This window comes from Ruegeria arenilitoris, from assembly GCF_013035315.1.
GTDB classification, from domain to species: Bacteria; Pseudomonadota; Alphaproteobacteria; order Rhodobacterales; family Rhodobacteraceae; genus Ruegeria; species Ruegeria arenilitoris_D.
Genome location: NZ_WQHP01000001.1, coordinates 259,684 through 275,676, shown reverse-complemented (window position 1 = coordinate 275,676; position 15,993 = coordinate 259,684). Strand labels below are relative to the sequence as shown.

The 15,993-nt window shown below is 57.6% G+C and carries 16 protein-coding genes; 8 read left to right on the top strand and 8 right to left on the bottom strand.

The features are described from left to right. Positions 1–33: 33 nt before the first annotated feature. The 5 genes from GOV53_RS01335 to GOV53_RS01315 form a co-directional block, all read right to left on the bottom strand. The gene (locus GOV53_RS01335; RefSeq protein WP_170424842.1) at positions 34–1,074 is read right to left on the bottom strand and encodes a substrate-binding domain-containing protein; all 1,041 of its coding nucleotides are present in this window, start codon (positions 1,072–1,074) and stop codon (positions 34–36) included. 194 nt (positions 1,075–1,268) lie between these two features. Then, on the bottom strand, positions 1,269–2,315 hold the full coding sequence (locus GOV53_RS01330; RefSeq protein ID WP_170463678.1) for a sensor histidine kinase: 1,047 nt from the start codon (positions 2,313–2,315) through the stop codon (positions 1,269–1,271). A gap of 31 nt (positions 2,316–2,346) precedes the next feature. Then, positions 2,347–2,871 (bottom strand): gamma carbonic anhydrase family protein, encoded by a 525-nt coding sequence (locus GOV53_RS01325; RefSeq protein ID WP_170463677.1) that lies wholly within the window; start codon positions 2,869–2,871, stop codon positions 2,347–2,349. Beyond that, positions 2,868–3,509: a guanylate kinase gene (gmk, locus tag GOV53_RS01320; RefSeq protein ID WP_170463675.1), complete on the bottom strand. Its 642-nt coding sequence runs from the start codon at positions 3,507–3,509 to the stop codon at positions 2,868–2,870. The genes GOV53_RS01325 and gmk overlap by 4 nt, the downstream gene beginning before the upstream one ends. Before the next feature lie 16 nt (positions 3,510–3,525). Further along, positions 3,526–4,404: a YicC/YloC family endoribonuclease gene (locus GOV53_RS01315; protein ID WP_254439143.1), complete on the bottom strand. Its 879-nt coding sequence runs from the start codon at positions 4,402–4,404 to the stop codon at positions 3,526–3,528. A 310-nt stretch (positions 4,405–4,714) separates the two neighbouring features. Here GOV53_RS01315 and GOV53_RS01310 point away from each other — a divergent pair, with 310 nt between their 5' ends. Further along, positions 4,715–5,335, top strand: coding sequence for a PAS domain-containing protein (locus tag GOV53_RS01310; protein WP_254439142.1), 621 nt, complete (start codon positions 4,715–4,717; stop codon positions 5,333–5,335). A 56-nt stretch (positions 5,336–5,391) separates the two neighbouring features. Here the strand turns inward: GOV53_RS01310 and GOV53_RS01305 are convergent, their stop codons facing one another. Beyond that, a complete protein-coding gene (locus GOV53_RS01305; protein WP_170463669.1) occupies positions 5,392–6,762 on the bottom strand; it encodes a class II 3-deoxy-7-phosphoheptulonate synthase in 1,371 nt (456 codons plus the stop codon). 169 nt (positions 6,763–6,931) lie between these two features. Between GOV53_RS01305 and GOV53_RS01300 the strand changes: the two genes are divergently transcribed. Then, the gene (locus GOV53_RS01300; protein ID WP_170463667.1) at positions 6,932–7,936 is read left to right on the top strand and encodes a GlxA family transcriptional regulator; all 1,005 of its coding nucleotides are present in this window, start codon (positions 6,932–6,934) and stop codon (positions 7,934–7,936) included. On the opposite strand, the gene GOV53_RS01295 is transcribed toward GOV53_RS01300, so the two are convergent. Continuing rightward, complete coding sequence (locus GOV53_RS01295; RefSeq protein ID WP_170463665.1) at positions 7,933–9,030, bottom strand: PQQ-dependent sugar dehydrogenase; 1,098 nt, start codon at positions 9,028–9,030, stop codon at positions 7,933–7,935. The two genes, GOV53_RS01300 and GOV53_RS01295, sit on opposite strands and share 4 nt — an antisense overlap. Before the next feature lie 153 nt (positions 9,031–9,183). Here GOV53_RS01295 and GOV53_RS01290 point away from each other — a divergent pair, with 153 nt between their 5' ends. From GOV53_RS01290 to GOV53_RS01280, 3 genes are all read left to right on the top strand, one after another. Further along, complete coding sequence (locus tag GOV53_RS01290; RefSeq protein WP_170463663.1) at positions 9,184–10,365, top strand: ABC transporter substrate-binding protein; 1,182 nt, start codon at positions 9,184–9,186, stop codon at positions 10,363–10,365. A gap of 130 nt (positions 10,366–10,495) precedes the next feature. Continuing rightward, on the top strand, positions 10,496–11,284 hold the full coding sequence (locus GOV53_RS01285) for an ABC transporter ATP-binding protein (RefSeq protein ID WP_170424812.1): 789 nt from the start codon (positions 10,496–10,498) through the stop codon (positions 11,282–11,284). Next, positions 11,281–12,111: an ABC transporter ATP-binding protein gene (locus tag GOV53_RS01280; RefSeq protein ID WP_170463661.1), complete on the top strand. Its 831-nt coding sequence runs from the start codon at positions 11,281–11,283 to the stop codon at positions 12,109–12,111. Before GOV53_RS01285 ends, GOV53_RS01280 begins: the two co-directional genes overlap by 4 nt. A gap of 17 nt (positions 12,112–12,128) precedes the next feature. Here GOV53_RS01280 and GOV53_RS01275 read toward each other — a convergent pair whose 3' ends face one another. Further along, positions 12,129–12,479, bottom strand: coding sequence for a hypothetical protein (locus GOV53_RS01275; protein WP_170463659.1), 351 nt, complete (start codon positions 12,477–12,479; stop codon positions 12,129–12,131). Between the two features lie 527 nt (positions 12,480–13,006). Here GOV53_RS01275 and GOV53_RS01270 point away from each other — a divergent pair. From GOV53_RS01270 to GOV53_RS01260, 3 genes are all read left to right on the top strand, one after another. Then, positions 13,007–13,381, top strand: coding sequence for a hypothetical protein (locus tag GOV53_RS01270; RefSeq protein WP_170463658.1), 375 nt, complete (start codon positions 13,007–13,009; stop codon positions 13,379–13,381). A 236-nt stretch (positions 13,382–13,617) separates the two neighbouring features. Continuing rightward, positions 13,618–14,628 (top strand): branched-chain amino acid ABC transporter permease, encoded by a 1,011-nt coding sequence (locus GOV53_RS01265; protein WP_170463655.1) that lies wholly within the window; start codon positions 13,618–13,620, stop codon positions 14,626–14,628. Then, positions 14,625–15,938 carry a branched-chain amino acid ABC transporter permease gene (locus GOV53_RS01260; protein ID WP_170424799.1) on the top strand — a complete coding sequence of 438 codons (1,314 nt, stop codon included), beginning with the start codon at positions 14,625–14,627 and terminating at the stop codon, positions 15,936–15,938. The genes GOV53_RS01265 and GOV53_RS01260 overlap by 4 nt, the downstream gene beginning before the upstream one ends. Positions 15,939–15,993 lie beyond the last annotated feature (55 nt).

Sequence of the window (15,993 nt, the reverse complement as noted above, 5' to 3'; positions counted from 1 at the left end):
TGGCCGCCCCCTGCAATTCGTAGATAGCCAAGATTAGCTGCCCGAGCCCATGGTCACTTCGTTGGCAATCGCTTCCTGAGTTTTCGCCAGCTCAGGGTCAGCAACGAGGCCGTAGTTGGCCAGCGGGCTCGAAGGACCAGCGATTTCGTCAGCAGTGAAGAACTGAGCGTATTCTTTCAGGCCAGGGATCACGCCGATGTGGGCTTTCTTCACGTAGAAGAACAGCGGACGCGAAACAGGGTACTCACCGGTCGAGATGGTCTCGGTCGACGGTGCGATACCCGACATGGTCGCGACTTTCAGCTTGTCGGTGTTGTTCTCGTAGAACGCCAGACCGAAGACGCCGATGCCGTTCGGGTTGGTGTCGATACGCGCCAGGGTTTCGGTGTAGTCACCATCGATGTCGACCGACTTACCGTCTGTACGAACGTTCAGGCATGCATCTTCTGCATCATCTTCGCTCATGCCACCAGCGATCATGGCTTCCATGGCGCCGGTTGCTTCACAGCCGATCAGCAGAACTTTTTCTTCGAACACTTCACGGGTGCCGTGCTTGGTGCCGGGGATGAAGCCTGCGATCTCAACGTCGGGCAGATCCGCGTTGAATTCGGCCCAGGTGTTGTAGGGGTTGTCGACGACTTCGCCGTCTTTCAGAACTTTTGCACCCAGAGCGTTGAAGATGTCCGACGGCTCGAACGCGTTGAAGGCGGGGCCGGACTGCTGGCTTGCAAAGACGATGCCGTCATAACCGATGCGGACTTCCATGATGTCGGTCACGCCGTTTTCGGCACAGGCTTTGATTTCTTTTTCGCGGATTGCGCGCGATGCGTTTGCAACGTCAATGGTGTTCTCGCCAACGCCTTCGCAGAAGCGCTTGAGGCCAGCGGACGAACCACCCGATTCAACAACCGGTGTCGGGAAGTCAGTGTTTTCACCGAACAGTTCTGCGACGATCGAAGCATAAGGCAGAACGGTCGACGAACCTGCGACTTGAACGTTGTCACGAGCAGCGGCGGTGGTGGCCGAAACAGCAGCGATAGCCAGCGCAGAAGCCGACAGTTTTACAAAGGACATTTCAGTCTCCCTGAAAAGTTTGATTGTGATCACCCCCATGATGATCCTGCGCGCACCCCTAAGTGCCGTGCGTAAGCCTTTTGTGACAGGTATGTAACAGCTTTATGACAAGTCACGATTTACTTAGAAATTCTTAACTTGACGAAGCGTAAGGTCCGCGGCCTTGGACAATCGGTTTCAGGCAGACGTGAAAATCAGCGAGGCAAAATGACTGTGAAAACAGAGCCCTTGCCCAAATCGCTTTCCACGCGCAACCGACCGCGGTGGCGGTTAACGATATGCTTTACGATTGCCAGACCAAGACCGGTTCCACCCAGCTCGCGCGACCTATGGCTGTCCGCGCGATAGAATCGCTCGGTCAAACGCGGCAAATGTACAGCGTCGATTCCCGGCCCTTTGTCACAAATCTGTACACGCACGGCCGGTCCCCGCATCGCAGTGTCCCGCTCGGATGCGGTCAACCGAACATCCACAACGCCGCCGCTGCCGCCATACTTGATCGCGTTTTCGATCAAGTTGGTGAAAACCTGACGCAGCTGGTCGCTGTCACCCGTCAACGTAATCGGTTCGGACGGTGCATCCAGCGTGAGGGTGACGCTGGCGTTCTCGGCCAGTGGTCGCAGAGAGTTCAACGTGGACTGCAACAACCCTATCAGCTCGACCTGTTCCTTCGGCCGGACCCGCTCTTCGCTTTCGACGCGGTTCAGCGATAGCAAGTCACCCACCAGCCGATTCATCCGGTTGGCTTCGTCGTTCATGATCTGCAGAAACCGCTCGCGTGCGGCGACATCGTCCCGCGCCGGACCGCGCAGTGTTTCGATGAACCCCATCAATGCGGTTAACGGAGTGCGCAACTCATGGCTGACATTCGCGACAAAATCCCGACGCATCTGGCTGGCCTGCTCCAAATGGGTCATATCCTGAAACACGGCCATGACCGCACCGCCGTCAACGGCACCAACACCCTTCATGTATCGGCACTGAACCTCGAACGTCGTATCCTGGGCACCATCATTGGCCAAATGCCGGGTTTTGGCCGGACCCTTGGTGCGCAGGCTCTGTTCCATCGCGTCAATGACCTGCGGCTGTCGCAGGATGGTCGCATAGTGGCGACCTTCGATGTTTTGGCCCAATAGCGTCTTTGCGTCCGTATTGGCGGCGATAATCCGTTCGGTCTGATCCACCATGAGTGCGGGCATTGGAACGGCCGAGACCATTTCGGCAAGCAGATCGTGGGGCATTTCAGACACTTTCAACAGATTTGCGGACGACCTAAGGCACAGATGTCAAAGTTTCACGAAACTTGCGCATGTTCTGCTGATAATGCAGCGCGCTGAACGTGATCTTTTGCGCCGCCGCTTCATCCAATTCTCGCACCACCTTGCCCGGTGAACCCATGACCAGCGAGTTGTCTGGAATCTCTTTGCCTTCCGTGATCAAGGCCCCTGCCCCGATCAGGCAGTTCTTACCGATCTTCGCGCCATTCAGGACAATAGCACCCATCCCGATCAGCGTGTTTTCCCCGATTGTGCAGCCGTGCAGCATGACCTTGTGACCAATGGTGCAGTTTTTCCCAATGGTCAGAGGGAACCCGGCATCAATATGCATGACGCAGTTTTCCTGCACGTTGCTGCCTTCGCCCACACGGATCTCTTCATGGTCCGCGCGGATCGTACAGCCAAACCAGACCGAGGCCCCCTGCTCCAGCACAACCTTTCCAATCAGATTGGCATCCGGCGCAACCCAGGTGTCTTCGTGGATTTGCGGGCAATGGTCGCCCAAGGCGTAAATCGTCATGACGCACCTTCGAATTCGTTCTGCAGGGTTCGGACATGGTTCTGCAACGTCGGTTGCTGAATACGCCGCATGCGTTCGGCGCTGACGATGGTTTTCAGCTTTTCTTCGGTCACATCCAGATCGTCATTGATCAGTACATAGTCGTAGTAGCCCCAGTGGCTGATCTCATCCCAGCTTTTCAGCATGCGCTTGGCGATGACCTCCTCACTGTCCTGCCCGCGACTTTCCAGCCTGCGGCGCAGCTCGGGGATCGAGGGCGGAAGAATAAAGATCGACAGTGCGTGCTTACCAAGGTCAGAGTTGCGGATCTGCACTTCGCCCTGCCAATCCACGTCAAACAGAACGTCACGCCCCGCGTTGATCGAGTCGCGCACCGGACCTGCGGGCGAGCCGTAGAAATTGCCGAAGACATGCGCGTGTTCGAGCATCTGACCCTCGGAGACTTGCTGACGGAAGGCATCCTCACTCAGGAAGTAGTATTCACGGCCATCTTCCTCGCCCGGGCGCGGCGCACGTGTCGTGGCCGAGACTGAGAATTCCAATTCAGAGTCCCACTGCATCAGCCGCTTGGCCAAGGTCGATTTACCTGCCCCCGATGGCGAGGACAGAATGATTAAAAGGCCGCGTCGATCCGCCATTTGGGCGCTCCTTTGGTTATTCTACGTTCTGCACTTGCTCGCGCATCTGATCTATAATGGCCTTCAACTCAAGGCCAACTGCCGTCAGGTCCGCGCTTTGCGCCTTGGAACACAGTGTATTTGCCTCGCGATTGAACTCCTGCATCAGGAAATCCAGCTTCCGCCCGACCGGCGCGTCCTGCGCCAGCAAATCACCTGCAGCCGTAACATGCGCTTTAAGGCGATCGATCTCTTCGGTGATATCCGCCTTGACTGCAATCAGCGCCAACTCCTGCGCGACGCGGTCGGGATCGGCCCCTTGGGCATTGTCCATCACGCGGGCCAAATTTTCGCGCAGCGCCTCGGCCATCTTGTCCTTGCGTTGTTCAGCCAGCCCGGCTGCCTGAGTAGTCAAAGTCGCAACCTGAGCAAGTTGTTCGTCCAGAATTGTGGCCAACGCCCGGCCCTCGGTTTGGCGCATTTCGATAAAGTCGCTCAGCAAGCCTGCGAATTCCCTCGTCAGTTGAGCCACCAAGGGACCGGGATCATCCACATCGCTGCCAGCATCCAACATGCCCTTAAGCGAGACCAGATCAGCCGCCGACGATGGTGCCAGCGTCACATCGCGCGCAATAGCCATCTCTTGCGTCCGGGCCACGGCCTCAAGAACCGCGCCCATTGCGGCTTCGTTCAAGACCAGGTCAGGCTGGGACTCATCCCGGCTGAGGCGCAAGGACAGTGTCACATTGCCCCGGCTCAGTTGCTTTGACATCTCAGCGCGCAGCGCCGCCTCAAGCCCGGTCAGCCACTCGGGTACGCGCAGACGCATATCCAGGCCTTTGCCGTTGACACTGCGCAGCTCCCACGTCCAGCTATGAGGCCCAAACGCCCCTTTGCCCGAGGCGAAACCGGTCATGGATTTTATCATGCCTGCCCTTTCCATAGCTGCCCGTTTCAGTTTGCTGCGCGCACCTAATGCCAACTGTACGTTCAGGGCAAGAGTTTGCTGACTTTGGCTTTGTTCGCCAGTCGTTAACCATTCGTTAAGGATTTGCTCCAAAATTGATTCAACCCGCGTCAATCTTACACCTGCGAAAGCTGGTCTCTGCCAGAGGTCCCCAGTAGTTCGCATTTTAGGAAAATGACGGTCGATAGACGCCAGGGTGATAATGATGAAAACCATTTTCGGGAACGGTTTCGGGTCAAGTTTTGGAAAGATCGTCGCAATGGATCGTTTTGACAGCGGGCGCAGCCTTTCGCCCATCCGACAGGCCGAGGCGTATTGGACCGCACTTCTGACCGGAGACGGCGTTCCCATGCGGTCACAAATCGACCCGCGCGGGCTTGAGAACATTCTGGAATACACATTCGTTCTGGAACGCATTGCCCCCGGACTGACACGGTTCCGTCTTGCGGGCAGCCATTTGAACAAACTGGCCGGGATGGAGGTACGTGGCATGCCCCTGACCGCTTTTTTTGAGGCCAGCGCGCGGGATCGGGTCAAAGAGGTCACGGAACAGGTCTTTAGCCAACCGGCGATTGCCAATTTGGGTCTGAACTCAGCGGGCCGTATGGGACGCGTTCAACTGCATGCCCGGATGATCCTGCTGCCCTTACGAAGCGATCTGGGCGATGTCAGCCGTATTCTCGGTGTCATGGTCAGCGATGGCGCAATAGGTCCAACGCCGCGGCGCTTTGCACTTTCCGAGGACACCCTGCGCCCGCTGACCGAGGTTCAGGTGGCTCAATCACAACCACAAAGCCTTGAGACCGGATTCGCCGAAGACCAAGGGCGGTTTGAACGTCCCCGCGCTCATCTAAGACTGGTTGTTTCGAGGGACGAATAAACCACGAAAAAGGCGGGCCATTTCAGCCCGCCTTATCATTTCTCTTGCGAAAAGCCTTAGCTGGCTGCGCGCTTGCTGCCATTGCGGCGCAGGTTTGTCAGCTCTTCCGCAACAAGGAACGCCAGCTCCAGCGATTGCGATGCGTTCAGGCGCGGGTCGCAAGCGGTGTGGTAGCGATCGGACAGATCCTCTTCGGTCACCGCACGAACACCGCCGGTGCATTCGGTGACGTCCAGTCCTGTCATCTCGAAATGCACGCCACCGGGAATGGTGCCTTCGGCCTGGTGGACGCCAAAGAAGTCGCGCACTTCACGGAGGACCGAGTCGAACGGACGGGTTTTGTACCCGGTTGCCGACTTGATCGTGTTGCCGTGCATCGGGTCGCAGACCCAAGTGACTTTGGCGCCTTCTTCTTTCACAGCCTTAACCAGACGCGGCAGATGCTCACCGGCTTTGCCTGCACCGAATCGGGCGATCAGGGTCAAGCGACCCTCTTCGTTTTCGGGGTTCAGCTTGGCCATAAGCACCTTAAGGTCCTCGGCGGTCGTGGTCGGACCGCACTTCAGACCAATCGGGTTCAACACACCACGGCAGAATTCCACATGCGCGCCGTCCGGCTGACGTGTCCGGTCGCCGATCCAGATCATGTGACCGGACCCGGCGAGCCAGTTGCCCGAGGTCGAATCCAGACGGGTCAGCGCCTCTTCGTACTCAAGCAGTAGCCCTTCGTGGCTGGTGTAGAATTCCACGGTCGAAAATTCATGCGTGGTGTCTGCTGTGATACCAGCAGCCCCCATGAAGTCGATCGTGTCCTGAATGCGGTCCGCGATTTCCGAGTACTTCTGAACGTCCTGCTCATCCGTGAAACCCAGGGTCCACGAATGCACCATGCTCATATCGGCGAAACCACCGGTCGAGAAGGCGCGCAGCAGGTTCAACGTCGCGGCAGCCTGCGTGTAGGCCTGCAGCATCTTGCCGGGATTCGGAATGCGTGCTTCGGGTGTGAAGGCCAGTTCATTGATGATGTCACCGCGATAGCTGGGCAGCTCAACGCCATCCACCACCTCGGTCGGGGCGCTGCGTGGTTTGGCGAATTGGCCAGCCATGCGGCCCACTTTGACCACAGGCACCTTGGCGCCATAGGTCAGAACCATCGCCATCTGCAGCATTACCTTGAACGTGTCCCGGATCGCATCCGCGCTGAATTGTTCAAAGCTTTCAGCACAATCCCCGCCCTGCAACAGGAAGGCCTCGCCGCGACCAGCGGCACCCAAATGTTGCTTGAGACGCCGTGCTTCGCCCGCAAAGACCAGCGGGGGATACTGTGAAAGCTGGGCCTCGACTTTGGCCAGCGCGGCCGCGTCGGAATAATCTGGCATCTGAACCCGGGGCTTGTTGCGCCAGTTCGTTTTTTGCCATTCGGTCATAGCTTTCATCTCCGCTGAAGTATTCAGGTGGTCTCTATACAAAATGCATTGAAGACTGACCATATCCCTTTTGCGCCTCTTGACGCCGCAAACAAGCTTTGGTCATGGTGGCTGGCAATAACGACGCCGGACGCCACGAAACACGGCGCCGAATCAAGGACACCAAGCCATGCAAGAGCAACGCCAAGTTGTCACAGTGGAAAGCACTGAGGCCAATCCTCGCCATTTCATCTTTGTCCTTTTGGACAAGTTCTCTCTGCTGTCTTTTGCCTCGGCACTGGACAGCCTTCGAATTGCCAACCGCATGGCGGACAAGCAACTTTATTCGTGGACGCTGATTGGCGAGGGCGGCGAGACGGTCTCGTGTTCGGCGGGAACGACCTTTTCCTTGGACGGGGATCTGAATGAGCTTCAGCGCGACGATGTCGTTCTGATCTGCGGCGGCGTCGACGTGCAAATGGCGACGACCAAGAAAGTTCTGAACTGGGTCCGGCGCGAGGCCCGGCGTGGCCTTCGGATCGGCGGACTTTGCACAGCCGCCTATACACTGGCCAAGGCGGGCCTGCTGGACGGAAAACGCGCCACGATCCATTGGGAAAACTCGGACAGTTTCATCGAAGAATTCGATGAAGTCGAGCTGACCAAATCCGTCTTTCAGGTCGATGGAAACCGCATGACCACTGCGGGCGGAACGTCGTCCATTGACCTGATGCTCAAGATCATCGCCGACGATTATGGTGAAGATCTCGCAAATGCCGTGGCGGATCAAATGATCTACTCGTCGATCCGCACCGATCAGGATACGCAGCGCCTGTCGACCCCGACCCGCATCGGAGTACGCCATCCCAAGCTGAGCCAGGTCATCCTGATGATGGAAAAGAACATCGAAGAGCCGATCTCGCCTTCGATTCTGGCTAAGGATGTCGGCATGTCCACTCGTCAGCTGGAGCGTCTGTTCCGCCGCTATCTAAGCCGTTCACCCAAACGCTATTACATGGAGCTTCGCCTGCACAAAGCACGAAACCTGCTAATGCAGACGGATATGAGCGTGATCAACGTCGCGCTGGCCTGCGGGTTTGCCTCACCCAGCCACTTCTCGAAATGCTACCGGGCGCACTACAACACTACGCCCTACCGCGAGCGTGGTGCTCAGAGCGGGCGTTTATCTGTCTAAAGCTCGGGGGTCATTTGGTAGACGGCGCCCTGACCCACCGAAATAAACCAGATCGAACCGTCGGGTGCTTCGACGATGTCCCGGACACGCTCGGTTTCCCGGCCTTTGATCTGTTCGACCTCGCGCAGGGGCGACCCATCCAGACGTGAGATGTAATCGAATTTGAGAGAACCGACAAAAATGTCACCCCGCCATTCCGGCCAGAGTTTGCCGGAATAGACCAGCAGGCCCGAGGGCGCGATAGACGGATCCCAATAGAATTCGGGCTGTTCCATTCCCGGTTTCGACGTGCCCTCTCCGATCTTTTGGCCCGAGTAATGCACGCCATACGAAATCACCGGCCAGCCATAGTTTCGGCCCGCTTGAACCAGATTGACCTCATCGCCTCCACGAGCGCCGTGTTCCGAGATCCACAAACGCCCCTGCCGATCCAGGTCTGCGCCTTGAGGGTTGCGGTGCCCGTAAGACCAGATTTCGGGCCGGATACCTGCCTGACCAACAAAAGGGTTATCCGCAGGCACCGAGCCATCGCGGTTGATGCGGATCACGGTGCCCATATGGTTCGTCCGGTCTTGCGCGGTTGGGCGATCGCCCCGGTCGCCTATCGTCACGAACAGCGTGCCATCCCGTGCCTCAACCACCCGCGATCCAAAGTGTCGGCCTGTTGATCCGCCCGGAACAGCCTCGAAGATGACGCGCACATTTTCCAGCTGCTCACCGCTGTCAGAAAGACGTGCAACGGCCACCGCTGTTCCAGCTCCGCCGCTTTGAGGTTTGGAAAAGGTCAGAAACACCTCGCGCGATTGAGCGAAGTCCTTCGCCACTGTGACGTCCAGCAAACCGCCCTGCCCGTTCACTGCCACCTTGGGTACGCGGCCAACGCGCGTCGCTTTGCCTTGCGACACGAAAAGAAGGTCCCCATCCCGTTCGGTCACCAAAAGACCACCGCCCGGCAGAATGCCAATGGCCCATGGCGTGTCCAGCCCCTGAACGACAGCAGTTACACGTACCGGACCTGCCGAGGTTTGCAGAGTGTCGGCATAAATTGGGGCACCCAAAATCGACAGGACCAGAATCGCAACTGCCCGCAGCATTTCAATCTCCACTTCCGAAAATCAGCGACAAGTACATAAGAACAAATAGGATTGTTTCTGACAAAAACACATTTGCGTTAGGACTTTTCTTTTCCAGACAGCTTGCCTAGGGTCTAGCCCAGAACGAATACGTTCCAATGAGGGAGTAACCATATGAAAAAGCTGCTTACTGCAACTGCAGCATCCGCTCTGCTGGCTGGTCCGGCACTGGCCGAAGATGTCACTCTGGGCGTTCTGTTCGGGTTTACCGGCCCGATTGAATCGCTGGCCCCTGCCATGGGCTCGGGTGCCGAGCTGGCAATGGCCGAAGTCACCGAGTCCGGCAAACTGCTGGATGGCGCAACCGTGACCGCGTCGCGCGCTGACACCGGCTGCATCGACAATGGTCTGGCCACGTCGAACGGCGAACGCATGATCGCGGACGGCGTTGCCGGCATCATCGGCGGTGACTGCTCGGGCGTCACCGGCGCGATCCTGCAGAACGTCGCGATTCCGAACGGCATGGTCATGATCTCGCCGTCGGCAACCTCGCCCGGCCTGTCGACCATGGAAGACAACGGCCTGTTCTTCCGCACCGCACCGTCGGACGCGCGCGAAGGTCAAGTGATGGCTGACATCCTGAAAGATCGTGGCATCAACTCGATCGCCCTAACCTACACCAACAACGACTACGGCAAAGGTCTGGCAGACGCGATCCAGTCGTCGTTCGAAGCAGCCGGTGGTGAAGTCACCATCGTTGCCGCGCACGAAGACGGCAAGGCTGACTACTCGGCCGAAGTTGGCGCGCTGGCCTCGGCCGGTGGCGACATCCTGGTCGTTGCAGGCTATCTGGACCAGGGTGGTCTGGGCATCATCCAGTCGTCGCTGGACAGCGGTGCATTCGACACGTTCGGTCTGCCCGGCGGCATGATTGGCGACTCGCTGCCTGCCAACGTTGGTCCCGACCTGAACGGTTCGTTCGGTCAGATCGCCGGTTCGGGTGGTGAAGGTGCCGAAAAGTACTTTGCCATGGCCGAAGCTGCCGGTTTCGACGGCTCGTCGCCCTACTCGCCTGAGTCCTATGACGCGGCAGCCCTGTTCATGCTGGCCATGCAGGCCGCGGGTTCGACCAACCCGGCAGATTACGGCGCCAAGATCATGGACGTTGCCAACGAGCCGGGTGAAAAGATCTATCCGGGTGAACTGGCCAAGGGTCTGGAACTGTTGGCCGCTGGCCAGGAAATCGACTATGTCGGTGCGTCCGGCGTCGAGCTGATCGGCCCGGGTGAAAGCGCAGGTTCTTACCGCGAGATCGAAGTGACCGACGGCGAGAACAAGACCGTCAACTTCCGTTGATCCGGCGCTAAACGCCATAAATTCAAGCAGCCCGGGCCTTGTGTCCGGGCTGTTTCAATGAAAAAAGGCCGCACCTCACCTTTTAGGTTCGGGGAAGCACAAACGCCGGTAACGGTGGCTAGGGGAAAAGATGATCGTCGTCGAAGACGTGCACAAGCATTTCGGCGGGTTTCACGCGGTGGATGGGGCATCGCTGGAAATCCAAAAAGGGTCTATCACCGGCCTGATCGGGCCGAACGGAGCGGGCAAGACCACTCTGTTCAACGTGATCGCGGGCGTTCTGCCGCCGACCAGTGGTCGCGTTTTCATGGATGGCGAGGAAATCACCGGCCTGCCGCCGCATGATCTGTTCCACAAGGGCTTGCTGCGGACGTTCCAGATTGCGCACGAGTTTTCGTCGATGTCCTGCCGCGAGAACCTGATGATGGTCCCCGGCGCCCAGTCCGGGGAGTCGCTGTGGAACACGTGGTTTGGGCGCAAGCGCATCGCCGATGAAGAACGCGCGCTGAGGGCCAAGGCCGATGAAGTGCTGGAGTTCCTGACCATCGAACACCTGGCTGATCATAAGGCTGGTCAGGTCTCGGGCGGTCAAAAGAAACTGCTGGAGCTTGGCCGCACCATGATGGTCGACGCCAAGATCGTGTTTCTGGACGAGGTCGGCGCGGGTGTGAACCGCACCCTGCTGATGACCATCGCCGACACAATCCTGCGCCTGAATAAAGAACGCGGCTATACGTTCGTCGTCATCGAGCACGACATGGATTTCATCGGCAAAATCTGCGACCCGGTCATCTGTATGGCCGAGGGCAAGGTGCTGGCCGAGGGGACTCTGGACGAAATCAAAGCCAATGAACACGTGATCGAAGCCTATCTGGGCACCGGCCTGAAGAACAAAGACAAGCTGGAGGCCGGAGCATGAGCGACAATCCTTACCAGGATGACAAGGGCAACAAGGATGCCTCGATCACCAATACGCACGGGGTTGGCACCATGACGCCCGCTCATACGAAAAGCGGCAAGACACACCAGGTCGATGGCGGCCCGTTTCTGATCGGCGACACTATGACGGGTGGGTACGGAAAAGGGCCGGACATCCTTCACGATTGTACGATTGCCGTCGACAAGGGCGAGATCGCCGTGATCGTCGGCCCAAACGGTGCCGGTAAATCGACCGCGATGAAGGCAGTGTTCGGCATGCTTGATGTCCGCTCGGGCGCGGTACGGCTGGATGGTGAGGACATCACCAACCTCACCCCGCAGGATCGCGTGATCCGCGGCATGGGTTTTGTTCCGCAGACCTCGAACATTTTCACATCGATGACGGTGGAAGAAAACCTTGAGATGGGTGCCTTCATTCGACGCGATGACATCAGTGAAACGATGGAACAGGTCTATGACCTCTTCCCCATCCTGCGCGACAAACGCAACCAACCGGCCGGAGAGCTGTCAGGCGGACAGCGCCAACAGGTTGCCGTGGGCCGCGCGCTGATGACCCAGCCCAAGGTTTTGATGCTGGACGAGCCCACCGCCGGAGTTTCACCAATCGTGATGGACGAGCTGTTCGACCGGATCATCGAGGTCTCGCGCACCGGTCTGCCGATCCTGATGGTCGAACAAAACGCCCGCCAGGCGTTGGAGATTGCCGATAAGGGCTATGTGCTGGTTCAGGGACGCAACGCCTACACCGGTACAGGCAAAGAACTGTTGGCTGATCCCGAAGTGCGGAAGAGTTTCCTGGGGGGATAATCCCCCCATTCAACGAATTACCCGATTGGCTCACCACAAGACCCGAAATCCTGCGCCGCATGCGGGCCTTTGATTGACATATCGTAGTTCCGGTCCTCGAAATCGACGACAAAGGTTACGACATCCTTGTCCATGATATGCAGGAAGGTCAGCGAATTCAGCCCCGAGATGATCGTGGCCTCGCCCTTGATCTCGTCAGTGACGATAAAGCCTTTGTCCGTGGCCCCCGACCGCGCCAATGTTACCGATCCGCCGGTGCTGTCGGACACGCAGTTCACTACAAAATCCGCTCCGTTCAGCGGATCGCTCTGCGCAGCTGTCAGTCCGGGCGCTGCGAGTCCCAGAAGCATCGTCACCACGTATTTCATGTCTTGCCTTCCTATTCCGCGGACCTTTTTTGTGTGATCCGTATTTCTTTTTCCCGGCACCGCGGAACGCCGCGGGTCGTTCAGGAAAGCTAGGCAAATCCATTCAGGATCAAAGCAGCTATTGGCACGTTTCACTTCATCTTGAGGTTGCGTGAGCGCGTGGGTCGCAAGAAACCTCTTGAGCGCGAACAAACCCCGACGTCATCGATTCTGGATGTTACATTTCCCGCGCGCCCACTACGGCCTGACGTTACAGGTTCGAACTGCAGAATGTGGCTAAATCACGGCAATCGAGTCCGTCCTACTGCCCAAACCATCAAGCGAGCGCGGGATTTTACCTGAATTTTCAATGCACCTTTACGATACTCGTCGAACAAAAGAAATTTTCCACTTCAGAATTCTGACCCCGGAAAGATCAATTCTCGCCATTTTCCCAACCTAGTCATGCGCCGAAACCGGACCTGTTCAAAGCCGGTTTCTCACCAATCGGACCGATCCATCGGCCAACATCCTTTAGGAGAGTTTTAATGAAATATCTGGCCGCTCTTGCTGCCTTGATCCTGCCCGCTGCCGCGCAGGCCACAACGCAGAAAACACCGGGGGCTGAGTTTGTTTACGAGTGTCAGATTGAAGAGATTTGCAAGTCCGGAAAATGCAGCCCTCTTGCCACGCCCACCAAGATCACACTGAAGCGGATCGAGGGCCAGTCCAAGGGCACTGTAACCGTCAACGGTGAAGAAGCCGAGTTGCACGTCTTCAAAGGCCTTGGTGCCAATGAATTTCTTCAACTCGCAAATGGCGGAAGCATTGGTTACACGGTCAACAACACCAGTGGTTCCCTGGCAATCCGAGCAACAGGCGCCAACAGCCGCAACGAACGCGGCACGTGTGTCATTAACTAAAAGACTTGCCTCCATTTGGCCGTGTAGGCCAGTTTGGAACCACCATTCAGGCGGGGATAGACCCGCCTGAAAACGTCTGAAATCACTCAAAGTCCCATCGACAAACCGGCCCTGTCCGACTTTGTGGTTTTCAGATCAGAATTTTCCCAAAATAACCCTAGAAAACGCGCGGGAATGATTGTGCATATGGCAAAACGCATGCCATAAAGCCGCACCCGAAAGAACGAGACGATCAAATGGATTTACTGAACGCGTTAGTCGCGCTGGCAAACTTTGTCATCGTGCCTGCGGTTGCTTATGGCAGCCAGTTGGCTCTGGGGGCGCTGGGGGTCACACTCATCTACGGCATCCTGCGGTTTTCGAATTTTGCCCATGGTGACACCATGGCCTTTGGCGCGATGGTCGCGGTGCTGGTCACGTGGGGCCTGCAAGCCGCAGGCGTCAGTTTTGGGCCTTTGCCGACCGCTCTGTTGGCTCTGCCCTTTGCCATTCTGGGGTGCATCATTTTGGTGTTGATAACGGATCGGCTGGTCTATCGGTTCTATCGGGAACAAAAGGCCAAACCAGTGATCCTTGTGATCGTGTCGATGGGCGTCATGTTCATCATGAATGGCCTTGTGCGCTTTATCATCGGACCGGATGATCAGCGGTTCTCGGACGGGGCGCGGTTTATTGTTTCTGCCCGTGACTTCAAAGCGATGACCGGCCTGCGTGAAGGTCTGGCGATCAAGACGTCGCAGGGCATCACCGTGATCGTGGCCGTTGTCGCCGTTGCGCTGCTGTTCTGGTTCCTGAACAAGACGCGCACCGGCAAGTCGATGCGCGCCTATTCCGATAATGAGGATCTGGCGTTGCTGTCAGGAATCAACCCGGAACGCGTTGTGATGATCACTTGGATCATCGTGGCTGCTTTGGCTACCACAGCGGGCGTGCTGTACGGGCTGGACAAAAGCTTTAAGCCCTTCGTCTATTTCCAACTGCTGCTGCCGATCTTTGCATCTGCCATCGTGGGCGGCCTCGGCAATCCTTTGGGTGCCATCGCGGGCGGGTTCATCATCGCGTTTTCCGAGGTAACCATCACCTACGCCTGGAAAAAGGTGCTGACCTATATCGCGCCAGAAAGCCTGGCCCCGTCAGGTTTGGTGCAGTTCTTGTCCACCGATTACAAATTCGCCGTCAGCTTTGTCATCCTGCTGATCGTGCTGCTGTTCAAGCCTACGGGCCTGTTTAAGGGGAAAGCGGTATGACCGAGTCCGTCAAAAACACGCTGCTTTTCGTCGTCGTCGGCGGCCTTATCCTACTGACCGGGTTCACGCAAAGCTGGAACACTGCGATCCTGATCCTGAACATGGGTCTGATCTCGGCCATCATGGCGATCGGGGTGAACCTGCAATGGGGCTTTGCGGGCCTCTTCAACGTCGGTGTCATGGGTTTTGTCGCGCTGGGCGGTCTTGCGGTCGTGCTGATCTCGACCCCTCCGACACCGGGGGCCTGGTCCTCGGGCGGGTTTGGCATCGTTTTGGCATTGCTGCTGGGCGCGGCGACTGTAGTGGCCGCCGTCATGGTCGCCACACGCATGCCCAAAGGTCGGATGCGCACGCTGACGATCATTGCCATCCTTATCGTGGGTTTCTTTATCTATCGTGCCGTCTTTGACCCCAACGTGGCTGGAGTCGAGGCGATTGACCCTGCCATCGCAGGTAACCTGGGCGGTTTGAACATGCCTGTCCTGCTGGCTTGGCCTGCAGGTGGCCTGCTGGCCGCCGGTGCCGCTTGGCTGATTGGCAAAACGGCGTTGGGCCTGAGGTCGGATTATCTGGCTATTGCAACGCTGGGTATTGCCGAGATCATCATTGCGATCATGAAGAACGAGGATTGGCTGGCTCGCGGCGTTAAGAACGTTTACGGCATCCCGCGCCCCTCGCCCGTGGTTGGGTATGAGGTCGAGTTGCAGAGCGACCCGGGCTTCATCGCCCGCGCCGAATGGTTCGGGCTGGACCCGGTTACAGCCTCGACCCTGTCGGTCAAGTTGGGCTATTCTCTGTTGTTCGTGATCGTTTTGCTGGTTCTGCTCTGGATGGCGCAAAAAGCACTGCACAGCCCCTGGGGCCGCATGATGCGCGCCATTCGGGACAATGAGGTCGCTGCCGAGGCGATGGGCAAGGACGTCACCCGCCGCCACCTGCAGATTTTCATTCTGGGCTCGGCCATTTGCGGAATCGCGGGCGCGATGATGACAACGCTGGACGGGCAACTCACGCCCAGCACCTACAACCCGCTGCGGTTCACCTTCCTGGTCTGGGTCATGGTGATCGTCGGAGGGTCCGGGAACAACTTTGGCGCGGTTCTGGGCGCGTTCCTGATCTGGTTCCTGTGGGTTCAGGTCGAACCAATCGGTCTGTGGCTGATGAACCTGATCACCGCCGGAATGCCCGATGGCAGCGCGCTCAAGGCGCATCTGATCGAAAGCGCCGCGCATATGCGTCTGTTTACCATGGGCCTGATCCTTCTGATCGTTCTCAGGTTCAGCCCAAGAGGTTTGATCCCGGAAAAATAGGATCACAAACATACAATTCCTGAAACCGCGCTAAACCTTTGGCGCGGTTTCTTGA